This window comes from Streptomyces sp. NPDC002386, assembly GCF_053593175.1.
This window is the reverse complement of record NZ_JBSFBX010000004.1, coordinates 122202-139487: the sequence shown is the minus strand read 5'-3', so window position 1 is coordinate 139487 and position 17286 is coordinate 122202. Positions and strand designations below refer to the sequence as shown.

Genomic DNA, 17286 nt, shown 5'->3' with positions numbered 1-17286 from the left:
GACCCGGAGTCACCGCAGATCACCATTGCGGTCCCGATGACCATCCCGTAAGTTGTGCCGGACTTTCTACTGACTGGTAACACCGGCAGGTAACCCATGCGCTGGCCCGTCGGCCGTCCCACCACCGTCCGCGCGCGGATCGTGGCGCTCGCCCTCGCCCCGGCCGTCGCGCTGATGGGCCTGTGGAGCTTCACCATGGTGTCCGTCACCGCCGAACTGCGCGCGCTCGTCCGGCTCCAGGGGGTGTACGAGGACTTCGGCACCCCGGTGGACACCGCGGTCGGCCAGATCCAGATCGAACGCCGGATGTCCGCGGCCTACCTGGGCGCCCGCCTCGACACCGCCGCCGGCGGCGACCTGCTCGAACAGCAGCGCCGTACCGACCGGGCCGTCGACGCCATGCGGCGGGCGGTGCGCGACGGCGACCGCGGCCGGCTCACCGGGCGGCAGCGGCAGGCCGTGGACGCCATGGTCGCCGCCACCGGGAGGCTGGAGGGCCTGCGGGAGCGCGTACTGACCCGGCGGGTCACCTGGGACCGGGCCGTCGGGGAGTACGGCGAGCTCGTCGAGCCCGGCTTCGACGTCCAGTCCACGCTCACCGCCCTCCAGGCCGGGCAGCTCGCCCGGGAGGCGCAGGTCGTCATCGAACTGGTGCGGGTGCGGGAGTTCGTGTCCCGGGAGGACGCCCTGGTCGCCGGGGCGCGGGCGGCGGGCGCGCTGACCGACCGGCAGTACGACACCCTGACCGCGACCATCGAGGACCGGCGGGTCTTCGAGCGGACGTACGTACCGGACCTGCCCGCGGACTCGCGGCGCCTGTTCGAACAGTTCCAGCAGGCCGAGCCGCACCGCTCGCTGGTGCGCGGCGAGGACGCGCTGCTGCGGGCCGGCGCCGCGGGGGCCGGGCGGGCCGTCGCGGCGGACACCTGGCGGTCGGCCGCCGACCGGGCCGTCAAGCGCTACATGCTGCTGTGCACCCGCTCCGCGGAGAACTCCGCGGCGCGCGGCCGGGCCTTCGCCTTCCACGAGCTGACGAAGGCCGCCGTCGTCGGAGCGGTCGGGCTGGCCGCCGTGGCGCTGTCCCTGTGGCTCGCGGTACGCGGAGCACGGAGGGTGTCCCGCCGTCTGGAGACCCTCCGGGACGCGGCCGACGTCCTCACCGTGCGGCAACTCCCCGACGTCATGCGGCGACTGGGCGCGGGCGAGCAGGTGGACGCGCTCGCCGAGGCGCCCCCGCTCGCCGCCGACGACGTCCGCGACGACGAGATCGGCCAGGTCGGCCGGTCCTTCAACACCGCGCGCCTGGCCGCCGTGGAGGCCGCCGTCAAGCAGGCCGGCCTGCGCCGGGGGCTGTTCGCGGTGCTGCTCACCATCGCGCGGCGCAACCAGGCACTGGTGCACCGCCAGCTCAAGCTCGTCGACACGCTGGAGCGGCGTACCGACGACCCGGAGATCCTGCGCCAGCTGTTCCGCATCGACCACCTCACCACCCGGATGCGCCGGCACGCGGAGAGCCTGATCATCCTCTCCGGCGCGGCGCCCGGCCGCCGCTGGCGTCGGCCGGTGCCCGTGGGGGACGTGGTCGCCTCGGCGGTGAGCGAGATCGAGGACTACACACGCGTGGTGGTGCCGCCGATGCCCGAGGTGGGCATCGCGGCCGACGCGGTAGCCGACGTCGTCCACCTCCTCGCCGAGCTGCTGGAGAACGCGACGGCGTTCTCGCCGCCGCACACCCAGGTCACCCTGCGGCCCGGACGGGTCGGCGGCGGCTTCGTGCTGGAGGTCGACGACCGCGGACTCGGACTCGACGCCGGGCAGCGCGCCGAGGCGCACCGCACCCTCACCGACCCCGACGCCTTCGACCCCACCCGGCACGACCGCCTCGGCCTGTACGTCGTCGGCCGTCTCGCCTCCCGGCACGGCATCGAGGTGAGCCTCGGGGATTCTCCGTACGGGGGAACGACGGCGGTGGTGCTGCTGCCTCCGGCGGTTCTGGCGGACGCGGAACCGGCGCGGGCACACCCTCCGCGGACCCCCATGGGTACGACGACACCGGGACCGCCTTCCGACACGCCCCCGGCACCGGAGCCAGTCGCCCCCGGGGCCACGCCGGCCGCTCCCGGGACGCCCAGCGCCCCGCTCCCCGACCTGCCGTCCCGTACGCGCGGCACCTCCGCTCCGGCGCCGGAGCCACCGGGCACCCCTGCCACCGACAAGCCGCCCCTCCCGGCCACACCCGCACCGGACGACACCCCCGCCCCCGAGCTGCCGTCCCGTACGCGGGCCACCTCCGTGCCGGGGCCCGTGGGGCACGGCGCCCCGGCACGGCCCCGGCCGGACGCCTCCGCGCCCGAGCCGCAGAACGCCTTCGCCCCGGTCCCGCACGGCGCCCCCGAGCCCCAGGACACCGCCGCCCCCGACCAGCCCCCCGCCGCCCCCGACCCGCACGGCGCCCCCGCCCTGCCCACCCGGACCCGTCAGGCCTCTCTCGTCCGGGAGTTGCGGGGTGAGGCGGTGGGGCCCGCCCCGGTGCCGGTGCGGGAGGTCGGTGCCGAGGAGATGCGGGCGATCTTCGGGGCCTTCCAGCGGGGGCTGGACCGTGGCCGCAGAGGGCTGCCCGCGGCCGGTGACCCGGACGCGGCGGACCCTCGCGAACCGGACGCAGCGCACATCCACGCCGACGAAGGGACGGACACCGACGATGCACGGTGACGACCAGACCCCCGCGAACCCGGCCACGCCGGCCGGTGCCCCCGGCACCGGTCTCGGCTGGCTGCTGGACGACCTGGTGGCCCGCACCGGCCATGTCCGACAGGCCGTGCTGCTCACCGCCGACGGACTGCCCCTGAGCCGCTCGGAGGGTGTACCGGACCGGGACGTCGAGCACCTGGCCGCCGTCTGCTCCGGCTTCCACGGGCTGGCCCGCTCGGTGGGGGAGCGGTTCGAGGCGGGCGAGGTGCGGCAGACGATGGTCATGCTGGAGGACGGCTACCTCTTCGTCACCCCGGCCGGCCACGGCAGCCGTCTCGCCGTGCTCAGTGAGGCGGGCACCGACGTCGGACAGCTCGGCCACGAGATGGCCCTGCTGGTCCGCCGCCTCGGCCGCCACCTGGACGCCGCCGCCCGCTCGGCCTCCTGACCCCGCGGTGAGCGACGAGCACTGGTACGAGGACGAGACCGGGTCGATGGTCCGCCCCTACACCGTGACCCGGGGCCGCACCCGCCCCTCGGACCGGCACGCCATCGACCTGCTGTCCCGGGTCACCGCGCCGGAGCCGGACGGCGCGGCCCGGCCGGTGCTCGACCACGCCCCGGCGGCCCTGCTCGACCTTGTCCGGCGGGGCCCACGCACCGTGGCCGAGCTGGCGGCGGACGCCGACCTGCCGCTGACCGTCGTCCGCGTGCTGCTCGGGGACCTGGCCGAGGCCGGCCTGGTCCGGATCGACGAGCCGGGCCGCCACCCCGTCACCGGCGCCGCCGATCCGGACCTGCTCCGGGAGATCGTGGAGCGGCTCCGGGAGCTCTAGAGCGCCGGCTGCCACGGCACGACGTGGAAGTCGCCCGAGCCCTGCCGCACCTTCTCGAACGGCGCCGAGGAGACACACCCGGGCAGGTCCCGCGGCCCCGTACGACGCTGCACGACGGTCCTCTCGGCAGACCGGGCGGGTGAACCGGACGCCCACCACTCTCCCGGCGCCGCGCCTCCGGCACATCGCTCCCGAGAGGCCTCCCGCCTCCCCCGTCCGGCGGGGACCCCCGCCCTGACCTGCGTCCCAGGGCGCACACGGGCTCCCCCGAGGGGCGCGCAACGAATCGCCGCCCGACCCCCTCGCCACGCAACGAACCGCGCACCGGCGCGCAATGGCTCCTTCTTGTCCGGCCGAGCGCGCCGACCGTACCGTCTAACTGGACCCCCGAACCCCCCTTCCCGGTGAGGAAACGCATGCGCACCGCCCTGCTCCAGAGCTCCGGCCGCCCCGGCTCGATCGCCGAGAACCTCAAGGTTCTCGACGAGGCCGCGGGCCGGGCCGCCGCCGCGGGCGCCGCGCTGCTGGCCGCGCCGGAGATGTTCCTCACCGGGTACGCGATCGGCGACGACATCGCCCGCCTCGCCGAGCCCGCCGACGGCGACTCCGCGGACGCGATCGCGGAGATCGCCGGCCGGCACGCGCTCGCGATCGCCTACGGCTACCCCGAGCGCGACGGCGGCACCGTGTACAACTCCGCCCAGCTGATCTCCGCCGACGGCACCCGGCTCGCGAACTACCGCAAGACCCACCTCTTCGGCTGCTTCGAGCGGGACCACTTCACGCCCGGCGAGCAGCCGGTCGTCCAGGCCGAGCTGAACGGGCTGACCGTGGGCCTGATGATCTGCTACGACGTCGAGTTCCCGGAGAACGTACGGGCGCACGCCCTGGCCGGCACCGACCTCCTCCTCGTGCCGACGGCGCAGATGCACCCCTTCCAGTTCGTCGCCGAGTCCCTGGTGCCGGTGCGGGCCTGGGAGAACCAGATGTACGTGGCGTACGTCAACCGGGCCGGCCAGGAGGGCGAGTTCGAGTTCGTCGGACTGTCGGTGCTGGCCGGCCCCGACGGCGTCGCCCGCACCCGCGCCGGCCGCGAGGAGCAGCTGGTCCTCGCCGACGCAGACCCGGGCTTCCTGGCCGCCTCCCGCGAGTCCAACCCGTACCTGAAGGACCGCCGCCCCGGTCTGTACCGGTCCCTCGTCTGACCACCCCCCCGAGCCCTCCCCGAACCACCCCCGCGCAAGGAGTCCGTACCCCATGACGTCCACCGTGCCCAACGCCGTCGAGCACGCAGACGAGCAGCAGCCGCCGATCACCATGTTCGGCCCGGACTTCCCCTACGCCTACGACGACTTCCTCGCGCACCCGGCGGGCCTGGGCCAGGTCCCGGCGACCGAGCACGGCACCGAGGTGGCCGTCATCGGCGGCGGGCTGTCCGGCGTGGTGGCCGCCTACGAGCTGATGAAGATGGGCCTCAAGCCCGTCGTCTACGAGGCCGACCAGCTCGGCGGCCGGCTGCGCACGATCGGCTTCGAGGGCTGCGACGAGTCGCTCACCGCCGAGATGGGCGCGATGCGCTTCCCGCCGTCCTCCACCGCGCTGCAGCACTACATCGACCTGGTGGACCTCGAGACCAGGCCGTTCCCGAACCCGCTCGCCGAGACCACCCCCTCCACCGTCGTGGACCTCAAGGGCGAGTCGCACTACGCCGAGACCGTCGACGACCTGCCCCAGGTGTACCGGGACGTCGCCGAGGCCTGGAACAAGTGCCTGGAGGACGGCGCCGACTTCTCCGACATGAACCGCGCGCTGCGCGAGCGGGACGTGCCGCGCATCCGCGAGATCTGGGCCCGGCTGGTCGAGAAGCTCGACAACCAGACCTTCTACGGCTTCCTCTGCGACTCCGAGGCCTTCAAGTCCTTCCGGCACCGGGAGATCTTCGGCCAGGTCGGCTTCGGCACCGGTGGCTGGGACACCGACTTCCCGAACTCCATCCTGGAGATCCTGCGCGTCGTCTACACCGAGGCCGACGACCACCACCGCGGCATCGTCGGCGGTTCCCAGCAGCTCCCGCTCCGGCTGTGGGAGCGCGAGCCGGAGAAGATCGTCCACTGGCCGTACGGCACGTCGCTGAAGTCCCTGCACGTGGACGGTGAGCCCCGCCCCGCCGTGACCCGGCTGCACCGCACCTCGGGCAACCGGATCACCGTCACCGACGCCAACGGCGACATCCGCACCTACCAGGCGGCCGTCTTCACCGCCCAGTCCTGGATGCTGCTGTCGAAGATCGCCTGTGACGACTCGCTCTTCCCGATCGACCACTGGACGGCGATCGAGCGCACCCACTACATGGAGTCCAGCAAGCTCTTCGTTCCCGTCGACCGGCCGTTCTGGCTGGACAAGGACAAGGAGACCGGCCGGGACGTCATGTCGATGACGCTCACCGACCGCATGACCCGCGGCACCTACCTGCTCGACGACGGCCCGGACAGGCCGGCCGTGATCTGCCTGTCGTACACCTGGTGCGACGACAGCCTGAAGTGGCTGCCGCTGTCCGCGAACGAGCGGATGGAGGTCATGCTGAAGTCGCTCGGCGAGATCTATCCGAAGGTCGACATCAGGAAGCACATCATCGGCAACCCGGTGACCGTCTCCTGGGAGAACGAGCCCTACTTCATGGGCGCGTTCAAGGCCAACCTGCCCGGTCACTACCGCTACCAGCGGCGTCTGTTCACGCACTTCATGCAGGACCGGCTGCCCGAGGACAAGCGGGGCATCTTCCTCGCCGGTGACGACATCTCCTGGACGGCCGGCTGGGCCGAGGGCGCCATCCAGACCGCGCTGAACGCGGTCTGGGGCGTCATGCACCACTTCGGCGGGGAGACCGACCCGACCAACCCGGGCCCGGGCGACGTCTACGACGAGATCGCCCCGGTGGAACTGCCCGAGGACTGACCGGGCCCGACGGGGGAACGGACCGGGGCGCGGGCGGCCGGACTCAGACGCCGGCCGCCCGCGCCTTCTCGAACACCTCGGCGGCGGCGTCCTTGAGTTCCTGGGCGTCGCGCGGGGTGGTCTGCAGGTCCACCAGGATCTCGTCCAGGCCGATCTCCGCGTGCCGGACCAGGTCCTCGACGATCTGGTCGGCGTCGCCCTGGAACGGCCGCCGGCCGTCGCCCTCGTAGGGCTTGGCCGAGTGGACCGCGTTGACCCGCAGCACGGTCCGGATCGGCCTCTCGCGGCCGCGCTCGGCGGCCAGGTCCTGCAACTCGGCCCACTGCGCGGCGATCTGCTCCACGCCCGTGCCCACCGGCAGCCAGCCGTCGGCGTGGTCCACCAGGCGCCGCTGCGCGCGCCTGCCGCTCGCCGCGAGCAGGACCGGGATCGGCCGGGCCGGCTTGGGGCCGACCACCGCGGAGGAGATCCGGGAGACGCGGCCCTCGTGCACGACCGGGTCCGGACCCCGCACCGCCCGGCACACGTCGATCAGCTCGTCCAGCACCTGCCCGCGCTCCTCGAAGGGCCGTACGCCCGTCGCCGCGTACTCGTCGTGGGACCAGCCGGTGCCGAAACCGGCGAGCACCCGGCCCCCGCTGGCCGCGTCCAGCGTGGCCAGGGACCTGGCGAGCTGGAAGGGCAGGTGCAGCGGGGCGACCAGCACGCTGGAGCCGAGTTCGACGCGTTCGGTGGCGGCCGCGGCCAGGGTCAGGGTGACCAGCGGCTCGGCGACGCCGCGGTAGGAGTCGGGCCAGGGGAGGCCCGGGATGCCGTACAGGCCCTGGCCCGCGGGTTCCGGGAACAGCGCGCGCTCGTACACCCAGAGGCTGTCGTATCCGATCCGCTCCGCCGTGCGCGCCACGTCGGGTACGTCCCTGCCGAGGTCGTACTGCCGGTTCTGCGGGAGGCCGAGGCCCAGCCGAGTAGCCATGTGCCGTGAACTCCTTCGCGGTCGGTTTCGGGTTCAACCTACCGAGATCACCGTGAAGTTCCAGGAGACCCGGCGGAGGATGGCCGGAACGGCCCGGTTCAGGCGCCGCACGGCGTCAGCAGCATCCGCCCCGCGAAGCCGACCGCCGCGTCCAGCCGTTCGGTGAACTCCCCGGCGAGGTCCCCGCAGCGGCGCAGCGCCCACAGCGCCCGGGCCGCCGCCCAGGTCGCGTCCCGTGCCCGTTCGAGGCTCCAGGAGCCCAGGAGATGGGTGACCGGGTCGGCGATCTGGAGCAGGTCGGGGCCCGGCATCAGATCTTCGCGGATGCGCTCCTCCAGCGAGGCGAGGAGGTCGCCGACACGGTCGAACTCGTCCTCGAGATCGGCCGGTTCGCAGCCGAGCGAACGGCAGGCGTCCACCACGGCGAGCGCCAGGTCGTGCCCGATGTGCGCGTTGATGCCCGCGAGCGCGAACTGCAGCGGCCGCACCCCGGGATGGCGGCGGAACTGGAACAGGGGCCGCCAGCAGGCCGGCGGACGGCGGTCCCGGTCCGCCGCGTCGACCGCCGCCAGGTAGCGCTCGGCGAACCGCACGTCCAGCGTGGCCGCCGCCCGCCGGTCCGCGAACACCCCCGCGTCCAGACGCCGGCCGACCTCCTCGGTGACGGCGAGGTAGACGCGGTTGAACACGGCGACCCCGTCCCGCTCGGGCAGCTCCGCGTCGAGGGCGCGCATCCGGGCCAGGACGGCGTCGACGGGAGCGGTGAAGTGTTCCAACTGCGCCATGGGGGAAGGGTCGCAGCCCCGGACCGGCCCGGGTGCCGACCGGCCCGCCGCTTCCCCGGAACGGGGGAACGGCGGCCGGCCGGACCCGGCTACGACGTGGCGCGCCGGCCGTTCTCGTCGTAGCTGGACGTGCCCTCGTCCAGCAGCGGCTCCTGCGTCTTGAGATGGGCGGGCGCGAAGGCGCGCAGCGCGTGGTAGCCGGTGATGACGACCAGGGTGCCGAGCGCGATGCCGCTGAGCGAGAAGGTGTCGGTGAACTTCATGGTGACGTTGCCGACGCCGATGATGATGCCCGCGGCGGCGGGGACCAGGTTCAGCGGGTTGCGCAGGTCGACCTTGGCGTTGATCCAGATCTGCGCGCCGAGCAGACCGATCATGCCGTAGAGGATGACGGTGATGCCGCCGAGCACCCCGCCCGGGATCGCGGCGACGACCGCGCCGAACTTCGGGCAGACGCCGAAGAGGAGAGCGAAGCCGGCCGCGGCCCAGTAGGCGGCGGTGGAGTAGACGCGGGTCGCGGCCATCACGCCGATGTTCTCGGAGTACGTGGTGGTGGGCGGGCCGCCCACCGCGGTCGACAGCATCGAGCCGACGCCGTCCGCGGAGATGGCCGTGCCGAGCTTGTCGTCCAGCGGATCGCCGGTCATCTCCCCGACCGCCTTCACGTGCCCCGCGTTCTCCGCGATCAGCGCGATGACCACCGGCAGGGCGACCAGGATCGCCGACCACTGGAACGAGGGCCCGTGGAAGGACGGCAGGCCGATCCAGTCGGCCCTGGAGACGCCGGAGAGGTCCAGCCGCCAGTGGTCGGTGAGCTTGCCGCTCGCGTCCACCGAGTGGATCTTCCCGAAGATCCGGTCGAAGGCCCAGGAGATCCCGTACCCGAAGACCAGTCCCAGGAAGATCGCGATGCGCGACCAGAAGCCGCGCAGACACACGACCGCCAGCCCGGTGAACAGCATCACGAGCAGGGCCGTCCACTGGTCCTGCGGCCAGTACGTCGACGCGGTCACCGGCGCCAGGTTGAAGCCGATCAGCATCACGACCGCGCCGGTGACGATCGGCGGCATGGCGGCGTGGATGATCCGCGCGCCGAAGCGCTGCACCGCGAGTCCCACCAGGAACAGCACGGCGGCGACCACCAGGACCGCGCCGGTCACGGTGGCGCTCGTGCCGCCCTGCGCCCGGATGACCGCGGCCACCCCGACGAAGGACAGCGAGCAGCCCAGATAGCTCGGGACCCGGCCCTGGGTGGCGAGCAGGAAGATCACGGTCGCCACGCCCGACATCATGATCGCCAGGTTCGGGTTCAGGCCCATGAGCACGGGGGCCACGAAGGAGGCTCCGAACATCGCCACGACGTGCTGGGCGCCCAGGCCCACCGTGCGCGGCCACGAGAGCCTTTCGTCGGGGCGTACCACCGCTCCGGGTGCGGGCGTGCGCCCGTCACCGTGCAACTTCCATCTAAGAACACACCGCATCCGAGCAGCATAAACGCCGCGCCCCCTTCCCCTGTCTTTGCGGAGACGAGGGGGAAGGGGGCGCGGCTGTCACTACTCCAGTGTGGGGTACCGAAGCAGCGTCGGCGTGCGGCTCCTGTGAAACCGGAGAGTGAAGTTCATCGCGTGGCCGCTGTCTGACCTGTGGGTAAGTTACCAACCGCCGAGCATGCGCCAAACGCTCTCATTGACGATTGTTCAAAGATCTTGGGGGTGTGGAAGGACCCGCCCTCGTCGGGGTCGGCGCTCACGACGAAGGCGGGTCCGGTTCAGGCGCGCACAGCGGCGCGGTACTTCCGCCACAGAACCTCGGCGGTCGGGCACTTACGGAGCATCGCGCGGCAGCCCGAGCAGCTCGCGGCGTGCTGCAAGTACCGCTGCTCGGCGGTCTCGGGGGATGGCTGCTGCTCGCCGCTCATGCGCGTTCCGTGTGCTGCGGGTGGCGGCGGATCTCGTCTTCACAGTCGGTCGCGCGGCCGTACTCCTGCCGCTTCTCGTGCTCGGCGCGCTGCCGATCGAGCGCGCCGCACACGTCGCAGCCGGGCGCCGGCCGGGGCGGCCGTGTCGGGTCCGACAGGGTGATCGGTTCCTCTTGCACCGGCGGATTGGCCATGAGCTATGTCCCCTCGACTTCGGCCCATACCTGGGGGGTGCCGTTCGCGTCGGTGCTGCCCCACCGGTCGGCGGCGCTCAGTACGGCGATCACCCGCTGCCACAGGTCGAGGTCGCTGCCGTCCGGGGCGGGGGCGCGTAGCTGCGCCTTGCTGCCGGTGACGGTCATGCGGACGGGTGCGCCGAGGACGCTCGCGAGGTCGGCGCGTAACTCGGTGGCGCGTGATGGCACGACGGGATCCCCCCCTCTTACTCTTACGTAAGAGTTGCTGTCACACGTGATGGTAGACCGCTGCTCGGTACTGTGTCACGCAAGTCACACCATCGAGAGGCGCACCGTAGTGAGCCAGACACCGCGCGAGACACCGCTGTACCTGCGGGTCGCCGAGGACCTGCGCGCCCGGATCGAGTCGGGCGAGCTGCAGCCCGGCGCCCGCCTGCCGTCGGTCGCTGAGATCAGCACGACGTACGGGTGCAGTACGAGCGTGGCGTCGGGCGCGTACCGGCTGCTCGTCGACGAGGGGCTCGTGATCCCGCGGCACGGCGCCGGGCACTACGTGCGCAGCCGTGAGACGCCCGAGCTGCTCGTGCGGCAGCACCGCAGGCGGAGCGAGGATTCGCCGTTCGCGCGGGGCGCCGCCGAGCAAGGGGTCGCGGGTACGTGGCGGCACGAGTCGACGACCGAGGCGGCAAGCGACCAGGTCGCCGAGCGCCTCGGGATCCCGGCCGGCGCCCCGGTGATGCACACCTCGTACGTCTATCTCGCCGACGATCTGCCGGTGCAGCTCGCAGAGTCGTGGGAACCGCTCGACGTCACCGGGCAGTCGCTCGTCGCGCTGCCCGAGGTCGGCCCGTACGCCGGCGTCGGGGTCGCGGCCCGTATGCGGGTGCTCGGCGTCGAGGTCGGTACCCCGGTCGAGCGGGTGCGCGCCCGGATGGTGACGCGCACCGAGGCGGCCGCGCTCGACATGAACCCGGCCGGGCCGGTGCTCGCCGTCGAGCGCACCTACTACGACCAGGACACGGGACGGGCGGTCGAGACCGCCGATATCGTCATGCGCGGCGACCGATGGGTCGCGGTGTACGGGGCGGCGCCGGACGCGTCGCCGTGATGTGACACCTCGAGTTTTGTCGTCACCGTGACGATAAAACTCGAGGTGCGCCGAACGCACGAAAGCGCCCCGCCCGGCCGTGAGGCCAGACGGGGCGCTTCCTAATCCCCGCACGGGCGGGGAGCACTGACCCTCTTCATGTGCACCAGGGTCATCCCCAGTGTCTGGGGAGTTGCGTTTCGATCCACCCCCGCATCGGCGGGGAGCACTGCAAGTAACAAGCGGGAACACCCCCGCATCGGCGGGGAGCGCCGCCGGTTTCCCAACGGCGGTGCCACTATGGCACACCGCACCGACAGGGCGCAGGCGAACCCGCGCGGTCACTGCTCGATCAGGTGCTTATCTTCCGGGTCGGGCTCGGGCACCGGTGAGCCGAGCCCGCGGATCGTCGACCGCAGCAGCCGGACGTACCGCCACAGCGCCGCCATACGCTCGCGGGTGTCACGGTCGCGTGCCTCAAGCACGGTGATCCGGGTCGACTGTTGCGTGAGCGCGGTCGCGAGCCCGCTGATCGTCTGCAGGTCGGCGCCGACGAGTTCGGGTGCTTCAGCGCCGGCCGGCACCTCGACTTCCTGCCGTCGCTCGCGGCCGCCGAGCCATGCGGTCGCCACACCCCCGGCCGTCGAAATCAGGATCGCGAGCAGCGCCCAATACGAGTTCGGGTTACTCATGGTGCACCATCACGACCTTTCTCGGCCGCGTGCCCGACACGACGATCAGGATCACGACCGCGTGCGACGCCCACGGGGCGACCGCCCCCCACGCTTGCGCGTACCCGCCGATGGTGGCGCCGAGCGCGTACGCGACTGCCCACAGCAGCGGCGGCACGATCGCCGCCGCGATCCCGAACCGGTCGCGGCCCGGCCGGGCGGCGCAGAACGCGATCGACGCGAGCCCGCTGCCGAGCCACACCCACGCCCACACGTACATCGGCTGCAGGTCGAGCAGCACACCGATCCCGCGTACGGTGCCGTACCGCGGTTGCGTCGCGATGCTCGCGCCGTAACTGATCCATGCAATCCCGGTGATCAGCAGTGTGAGCCCGCGGCGCTGCAGCCGTTGCCACGCATGCGCGAGCGCGGGCCGGATCACGAGGTGCTCGTCGAGCCGCTCGTGTAGCCGGCCGGGTCGACCGGCTGCAGGTCGGGCAGCTTGGGGTACTGCGGCGGCCGCGCCCACCCGAGCAGCACGCCCGCGAGGTTCTGCAGCGCCGTTCCCTGCGATCGCTGCCCGAGCCGTTCGAGCACCCGGAACACCAGGTAATAGGCGAGGGCGAGCGCCACGGTGACGAGGCTCGTCACGGTCGCCGAGTCGAGGTCGACGCCTGCGGATACGGCGAGGGTGAGCAGCCACCCGGCGACGAGCGGCACGGCGGTGCGCATGATGGAGACGAACAGACCGGACATGCCGGCCCCCTTCCAGTGGTGTGCGAGCCCGGCCACCCGGCGGCGGCCGGGCGTGTGTCAGGCGACGACGTCGAACCCGTGCGCCTTGCCGAGCCGTGTCAGGCTGGTCCGGCCCGGGATGCCGTCGGCGTCCTTGCCGCTGTAGCCGTACCGCTCCTGCAGCAGGGCGTACGCGCTGCGGGTCGCCGTACCGGCGTGCCCGTCGGCGTACCGCCGGGCGAGCAGCCGCTCGGCGACGAGGGCGTCCTCGACGACCTCGACGAGCGGGTACGAGACCGGCGTGCCCTTCCTGGGGGCGTCCCTCTTGAATGCCGCGACGAGCTTCGCGAGGGACACCTGCGGTCGCGTCGACGTCGACGTGCTGCCGCCCGTGTCCGTCGTCCTCGGCTCGCTCTTGTACTCCGGGCGGCCGTACCCGGCGATGTCGTGCACGACGCGCACGCGCCTCGCGCAGACGTTCGCCGTGTTGCCCTCGATCGTGTACACGTACTTGTGGTCTGCTGACACGCCCGTGACGAGCCCGACGTGATCGATCCGGCTGATCTCAGACGAGCCCGACCAGTCGAAAAAAATCACGTCGCCGCGACGGATCCCGGACGCCTTGATGCCGTCCGTCATCGGGTGCCACGCGCCCGCCTGCCGGAACCGCTCGGCGTGCGCCACGGTGTACGCGTAGTCGTGCCCGAAACAGACGGCGTCGTACTCGCCGGCGTCGACGGCGGCCCGCGTGATCGTGGCGTCGCACCACGGCCAGTTACCCACGTACGCCGCGCCGTTGCGCTCGCGGTACCACGCCTGTATGGCGTTCGGCTCGCCCGTGCCGAGCCACCGTTCCATCTGCGCGACCATGCCCTCGACGCTCATACCGACTCGCCCCCCTCGGCGGTGTCGGCGGCCGGGGCGGCGTCGGCCGGCTGCTCGTCGACCTGGTCGCCGTCGGCGGCCGCCTCGCCGGCGTGCGCGGTGAGCCCGTCGGCGAATCCGGGTCCGACGTGAAACCCGGCCATGTCCGCCGGCCCGAACTGCTCGGCGAGCAGCTTGCCCTCGCCGTCGACGGTCGGCCCGTTACCGGTGCGCACGAGGTGCGTGGCTTGCTCTTCCTGGTCGCCGAGCCGTTCAGGGATCGGCCGTTCCGTGTCACCCATGGGTGAGCCCCTTCTGTGCGTGCATGAGGAACGCCCCGGCCGGCTCGGCTCGGGGCGTGGATCCGGGGGGTGTGTCAGCTCGTGTAGCCGTACGCCATGATCGCGCCGGTGCCGCCGACCGCCGCGGCGGTGAACCCGGCGCCGCTCACAGTCGGCGGTGTCGACATACCGGTATTCGCGCCGCCGTAGCCGGGCGCCATCGATGCCACGGCGTCGGGCAGCGATCCCTCGCCGACGAGGTTCGGCTGTGTCGTCGCCTTGACCATGACGCCGAGATAGTGCAGCCCGGTGTACGTCGTCGTGTACGACGTCGCGTTGCCCGCGGTCGTCTGCGCGATCGGCAGTGTCTTGGCTGTGTTCGCCGCCCATGCCGCCGTCGTCTGGTCGGCGGTACGCGCGAGCGCCTTCCGCGAGCTGTCGTGCAGGCTGAACCACCAGTTCGTGGGCGTGCCCGCAGCGGTGCCGCCGCTAACGAACGTCAGGTTCGATACGACGGCGCCCTTCGGCAGCCATATGGGCACCAGGTACAGCACGCCCGACACGGGCGCCGACGCCGTGCCGCAGCGCAGGCGCGACGTTGTCTCGTACACGCCGGCCGGTTTCAGTGCCGCCTCAAGCGCGGGCAGCGCGGTGAGGTCGCCGTCGACCAGGTTCGTGCCGGGCAGCGCCTGCATACCGCCGGGCCCGGTGAGCGGTGCCGCCGTCGACACCGACAGGGCGGCCGACGCCGACCAGCCGTTACCGGCGAGGTCGTTGTGCAGCAGCGTGCAGTCGGTCGCCGAGGCGGCGAGGGAGAACCCGCCCGTCGCCGAACCCGACCCCTTACGCACCTTGTTGGCGATCGCCATACAGCGGGCGGCGTTCGTCGAGAACCGGATGCCGTAACTCGCGGGCGACAGGATCGTGTTACCGATCACGAGTGCGTCGGTCGAGTTCGTCGCGCCGTCGGCGCCCTGGCCGATGAACACGCCGAAATTCGACGAGGTCGTGTCGACCGTGTTCGAGGCGACGACCGCGCCGACGCTGCCGGACACGTTGATCGCGTTGCTGCCCGCGCTCTTGACCGTGTTGCCGGTGACGTTCGCGCCGTCGCTGTAATGCGCGTACAGCCCGGTGCCCGCCGTCGTGTCGACCGTGTTCGTCTCGATCTCCGGGGCGGCGCAGTACTCGGCGTGCACCGCGTTCCCGCCGCCCGTGATCCCCTTGATCGTGTTACCGGTGATGGACACCTGCGGGATCCGGTACGCCGGGTCGCCGATCACCCGGATCCCCGAGTCGCTCGCCGCGGCCTCGCAGGTGTTGTCTCGGATCTTCACGTCGTACGGGGCGATCGGGGTCGTCGACCGGTCTGGCAGCGCGTACCGGATCGAGCTGTTGCCGGTGCCCTTGATCGTGTTGCCGCGGATCAGCGACCGCGACCAGCCGTACGCATAGATGCCGTCCTGCAGCGCGCCGTCGATCGTGCAGTCGAGAACCTTGACGTTGTCGTACACCACACCCGAGGTGAGCGTGTGACTGCCCACGGCGCGGCCGTAGTTACCGAGCCGCGAGGACGGGCCGAACCGGCAGCCCTGAATTAGGATGTTCCGGCTCGGCGTGTTGTCGAACGAGCCGATCGAGCTGCTGCCCGACTTGGCCATGTCGACTTGGATCGCCTCGGAGAACTGCCGGGTGCCGCCTGCCGAGTTGTCCCGGTAGCCGTAGAACTGGCAGTTGATCGCGCGGCCGCCGTCGGTGCTGTTGAACTCCAGCCCGTGCGCGGTGCTGCAGTTGAGCACGGTCACGTCGCGCACCGTGATATCGCTGCAGTGCACGAAATTGATCACGTCGGTCTCGGCGACGACGCTGCCGGTCGTGCCGTCGGCAGCGTTGCCGTCGTAGGTGCCGCCGAGCAGCGTGATATGCGAGTGCCCGGCGTACCCAGCGAACGTCTCGGTGCCCAGGAAGTTCCGCAGGATCCCGCTGTTACCGATCGCCTTGAGCGTCGCCCCGTACGCGATCAACGTCGTGTAATCGTAGATCACGAGGAATGTCGACACCCCGTACGTGCGGCCCGGCGGCAGGAAAACAACGCCGCCGCCCGCGGCGTGCGCGGCGTCGAGCTGCGCCTGTATCGCGGCGACGTCGTCGGCGGTGCCGTTGCCGACGGCATCCTTCACGACGAACCATCGTTGGGCCGACTGGTCGCCGAGGTTCGGCGCGCTGATCGGCTGCTCGAACGTGACCGGGGCGGCGTAGGTGACCGGTCCCTGCACTTCCTGCGGGTCGGGGTCGTCGAGGTCGAGTTTCCCGCCGGCCTCGGTGAGCGCGGCCTCGGCGGTCTCCAGTGCGCCGGCGGCGACCTCGCGGCCGACCTGGTACCACCGCAGCGGGTTGCCGTTCTTGTCGAGGTACTCGTATTCGATCGCGGTCACGTCGGCGACCTTGAAGGGTCGAACCGCGCCGGGCTGCGCCGACGTCGCCGGGTTCGTGCGGAGTTCGCCGATCGGGGTCGTGCCGTCCGCCTCGTACAGCGCGGACACGAGTTCACCCGTGCCGGCCCGGCGGACGCGCAGCGGGTAGTCGGGGACGACGTCGCCGGTCGTGGTCGTGAGGACGTCGGCGGGCGTGCCGCCGTAGGTGTACTGCGTCATGCGGCTGCCTCAGTCCTTCCAGTAGTCGGTATCGATGCCGACCCAGTTCACGCCGCCGGTCGTGTTGCTGTTGTTCGTGCCGTCCTGCGAGTACCAATAGATCGACCCGGGGGCGTCCGACGTCTGGTCGGCTGAGAACACCTCGACGCGCCCGACGCCCGTGATCGCGTCGCCTGCGAGCGACGCCGTGCCGGTGCGCGACACGAGGGTCGTCGGTACGCAGTCAGCCGGCACCGTGCCGACCTTGATGCCCGAGTTGCCGTTGATCAGGGTTCCGTCGCTCTTGACGATCCGGCCGCGCATCGACACCCGGCCGTCGGCGGTGAGCCGCACCCGGGCCACGGTTGCATCGTTCGCGAACCCGCTCGCGAGGGTGATCGGCCGCCACGCCGGAACCGGCTCGGAGATCGTCGCCCACACGTTGGTGCTCGAGGTCTTCAGCCATAGCGAGCCGTTCGCCGCCGAGACGAGGGTGTGCAGCGGGGCGTCGGCGTACTCGGCGTCGCGCTCCGCCTTATCGGCGACGTGCTGCACGAGGTGCGGGTCGATGGCGAGCGCGAGTTCGGCGAGGGCGCCGGGCCCAACCGGCGCATCACCCCCGCCGGGAATCGGGAGTTCAGCGCGGCCGACGGTAGCCAT

Annotated in this window: 18 protein-coding genes; 6 read left to right on the top strand and 12 right to left on the bottom strand. The window is 72.0% G+C overall.

Features of this window, described 5'->3' with window-relative positions; translation table 11 throughout:
- Window positions 1-96 precede the first annotated feature (96 nt).
- The 5 genes from ACWCPN_RS10250 to ACWCPN_RS10230 all read left to right on the top strand — a co-directional run bounded on the left by ACWCPN_RS10250 (window position 97) and on the right by ACWCPN_RS10230 (window position 6482).
- Window positions 97-2712 (top strand): nitrate- and nitrite sensing domain-containing protein, encoded by a 2616-nt coding sequence (locus tag ACWCPN_RS10250; RefSeq protein WP_451204080.1) that lies wholly within the window; start codon window positions 97-99, stop codon window positions 2710-2712.
- On the top strand, window positions 2702-3139 hold the full coding sequence (locus tag ACWCPN_RS10245; protein WP_451204078.1) for a roadblock/LC7 domain-containing protein: 438 nt from the start codon (window positions 2702-2704) through the stop codon (window positions 3137-3139). Before ACWCPN_RS10250 ends, ACWCPN_RS10245 begins: the two co-directional genes overlap by 11 nt.
- 7 nt (window positions 3140-3146) lie before the next feature.
- Window positions 3147-3527 (top strand): DUF742 domain-containing protein, encoded by a 381-nt coding sequence (locus ACWCPN_RS10240; protein ID WP_451204076.1) that lies wholly within the window; start codon window positions 3147-3149, stop codon window positions 3525-3527.
- A gap of 416 nt (window positions 3528-3943) precedes the next feature.
- Window positions 3944-4732, top strand: coding sequence for a carbon-nitrogen hydrolase family protein (locus tag ACWCPN_RS10235; RefSeq protein WP_451204074.1), 789 nt, complete (start codon window positions 3944-3946; stop codon window positions 4730-4732).
- A gap of 52 nt (window positions 4733-4784) precedes the next feature.
- Window positions 4785-6482: a flavin monoamine oxidase family protein gene (locus ACWCPN_RS10230; RefSeq protein WP_451204073.1), complete on the top strand. Its 1698-nt coding sequence runs from the start codon at window positions 4785-4787 to the stop codon at window positions 6480-6482.
- A gap of 43 nt (window positions 6483-6525) precedes the next feature.
- On the opposite strand, the gene ACWCPN_RS10225 is transcribed toward ACWCPN_RS10230, so the two are convergent.
- From ACWCPN_RS10225 to ACWCPN_RS10205, 5 genes are all read right to left on the bottom strand, one after another.
- Window positions 6526-7455, bottom strand: a complete 930-nt coding sequence (locus ACWCPN_RS10225) for an LLM class F420-dependent oxidoreductase (protein WP_451204071.1) — start codon at window positions 7453-7455, stop codon at window positions 6526-6528.
- A 98-nt stretch (window positions 7456-7553) separates the two neighbouring features.
- Entirely contained in the window at window positions 7554-8240 is a 687-nt protein-coding gene (locus tag ACWCPN_RS10220) for a DUF5995 family protein (RefSeq protein ID WP_199209768.1), read from the bottom strand.
- A gap of 89 nt (window positions 8241-8329) precedes the next feature.
- Window positions 8330-9721, bottom strand: a complete 1392-nt coding sequence (locus ACWCPN_RS10215; protein ID WP_451204069.1) for a uracil-xanthine permease family protein — start codon at window positions 9719-9721, stop codon at window positions 8330-8332.
- Window positions 9722-10154: 433 nt separating this feature from the next.
- Window positions 10155-10352, bottom strand: coding sequence for a hypothetical protein (locus ACWCPN_RS10210; protein WP_451204067.1), 198 nt, complete (start codon window positions 10350-10352; stop codon window positions 10155-10157).
- A 3-nt stretch (window positions 10353-10355) separates the two neighbouring features.
- Window positions 10356-10583 carry a hypothetical protein gene (locus tag ACWCPN_RS10205; protein ID WP_451204065.1) on the bottom strand — a complete coding sequence of 76 codons (228 nt, stop codon included), beginning with the start codon at window positions 10581-10583 and terminating at the stop codon, window positions 10356-10358.
- A gap of 109 nt (window positions 10584-10692) precedes the next feature.
- On the opposite strand from ACWCPN_RS10205, the gene ACWCPN_RS10200 reads away from it, so the two are divergent.
- Window positions 10693-11463 carry a GntR family transcriptional regulator gene (locus ACWCPN_RS10200; RefSeq protein WP_451204064.1) on the top strand — a complete coding sequence of 257 codons (771 nt, stop codon included), beginning with the start codon at window positions 10693-10695 and terminating at the stop codon, window positions 11461-11463.
- Window positions 11464-11783: 320 nt separating this feature from the next.
- Here ACWCPN_RS10200 and ACWCPN_RS10195 read toward each other — a convergent pair whose 3' ends face one another.
- The 7 genes from ACWCPN_RS10195 to ACWCPN_RS10165 all read right to left on the bottom strand — a co-directional run bounded on the left by ACWCPN_RS10195 (window position 11784) and on the right by ACWCPN_RS10165 (window position 17286).
- Window positions 11784-12134, bottom strand: coding sequence for a hypothetical protein (locus ACWCPN_RS10195; protein WP_451204062.1), 351 nt, complete (start codon window positions 12132-12134; stop codon window positions 11784-11786).
- Window positions 12127-12555 carry a hypothetical protein gene (locus ACWCPN_RS10190; protein ID WP_451204060.1) on the bottom strand — a complete coding sequence of 143 codons (429 nt, stop codon included), beginning with the start codon at window positions 12553-12555 and terminating at the stop codon, window positions 12127-12129. Before ACWCPN_RS10190 ends, ACWCPN_RS10195 begins: the two co-directional genes overlap by 8 nt.
- Window positions 12552-12869, bottom strand: coding sequence for a hypothetical protein (locus tag ACWCPN_RS10185; protein ID WP_451204058.1), 318 nt, complete (start codon window positions 12867-12869; stop codon window positions 12552-12554). The genes ACWCPN_RS10190 and ACWCPN_RS10185 overlap by 4 nt, the downstream gene beginning before the upstream one ends.
- Window positions 12870-12926: 57 nt before the next feature.
- Complete coding sequence (locus ACWCPN_RS10180; protein WP_451204056.1) at window positions 12927-13733, bottom strand: CHAP domain-containing protein; 807 nt, start codon at window positions 13731-13733, stop codon at window positions 12927-12929.
- A complete protein-coding gene (locus ACWCPN_RS10175; RefSeq protein WP_451204054.1) occupies window positions 13730-14014 on the bottom strand; it encodes a hypothetical protein in 285 nt (94 codons plus the stop codon). The genes ACWCPN_RS10180 and ACWCPN_RS10175 overlap by 4 nt, the downstream gene beginning before the upstream one ends.
- Window positions 14015-14088: 74 nt before the next feature.
- Window positions 14089-16647, bottom strand: a complete 2559-nt coding sequence (locus tag ACWCPN_RS10170; RefSeq protein ID WP_451204052.1) for a right-handed parallel beta-helix repeat-containing protein — start codon at window positions 16645-16647, stop codon at window positions 14089-14091.
- Window positions 16648-16656: 9 nt separating this feature from the next.
- Window positions 16657-17286 carry a hypothetical protein gene (locus ACWCPN_RS10165; protein WP_451204050.1) on the bottom strand — a complete coding sequence of 210 codons (630 nt, stop codon included), beginning with the start codon at window positions 17284-17286 and terminating at the stop codon, window positions 16657-16659.

Bases quoted from the DNA above. Each gene is read 5' to 3' on its own strand.
- ACWCPN_RS10225 (WP_451204071.1), bottom strand. From the start codon at position 7,455: ATGGCTACTCGGCTGGGCCTCGGCCTCCCGCAGAACCGGCAGTACGAC.
- ACWCPN_RS10170 (WP_451204052.1), bottom strand. From the start codon at position 16,647: ATGACGCAGTACACCTACGGCGGCACGCCCGCCGACGTCCTCACGACC.
- ACWCPN_RS10175 (WP_451204054.1), bottom strand. From the start codon at position 14,014: ATGGGTGACACGGAACGGCCGATCCCTGAACGGCTCGGCGACCAGGAA.
- ACWCPN_RS10220 (WP_199209768.1), bottom strand. From the start codon at position 8,240: ATGGCGCAGTTGGAACACTTCACCGCTCCCGTCGACGCCGTCCTGGCC.
- ACWCPN_RS10215 (WP_451204069.1), bottom strand. From the start codon at position 9,721: ATGCGGTGTGTTCTTAGATGGAAGTTGCACGGTGACGGGCGCACGCCC.
- ACWCPN_RS10235 (WP_451204074.1), top strand. From the start codon at position 3,944: ATGCGCACCGCCCTGCTCCAGAGCTCCGGCCGCCCCGGCTCGATCGCC.
- ACWCPN_RS10230 (WP_451204073.1), top strand. From the start codon at position 4,785: ATGACGTCCACCGTGCCCAACGCCGTCGAGCACGCAGACGAGCAGCAG.
- ACWCPN_RS10165 (WP_451204050.1), bottom strand. From the start codon at position 17,286: ATGGCTACCGTCGGCCGCGCTGAACTCCCGATTCCCGGCGGGGGTGAT.
- ACWCPN_RS10180 (WP_451204056.1), bottom strand. From the start codon at position 13,733: ATGAGCGTCGAGGGCATGGTCGCGCAGATGGAACGGTGGCTCGGCACG.
- ACWCPN_RS10245 (WP_451204078.1), top strand. From the start codon at position 2,702: ATGCACGGTGACGACCAGACCCCCGCGAACCCGGCCACGCCGGCCGGT.
- ACWCPN_RS10210 (WP_451204067.1), bottom strand. From the start codon at position 10,352: ATGGCCAATCCGCCGGTGCAAGAGGAACCGATCACCCTGTCGGACCCG.
- ACWCPN_RS10195 (WP_451204062.1), bottom strand. From the start codon at position 12,134: ATGAGTAACCCGAACTCGTATTGGGCGCTGCTCGCGATCCTGATTTCG.
- ACWCPN_RS10250 (WP_451204080.1), top strand. From the start codon at position 97: ATGCGCTGGCCCGTCGGCCGTCCCACCACCGTCCGCGCGCGGATCGTG.
- ACWCPN_RS10185 (WP_451204058.1), bottom strand. From the start codon at position 12,869: ATGTCCGGTCTGTTCGTCTCCATCATGCGCACCGCCGTGCCGCTCGTC.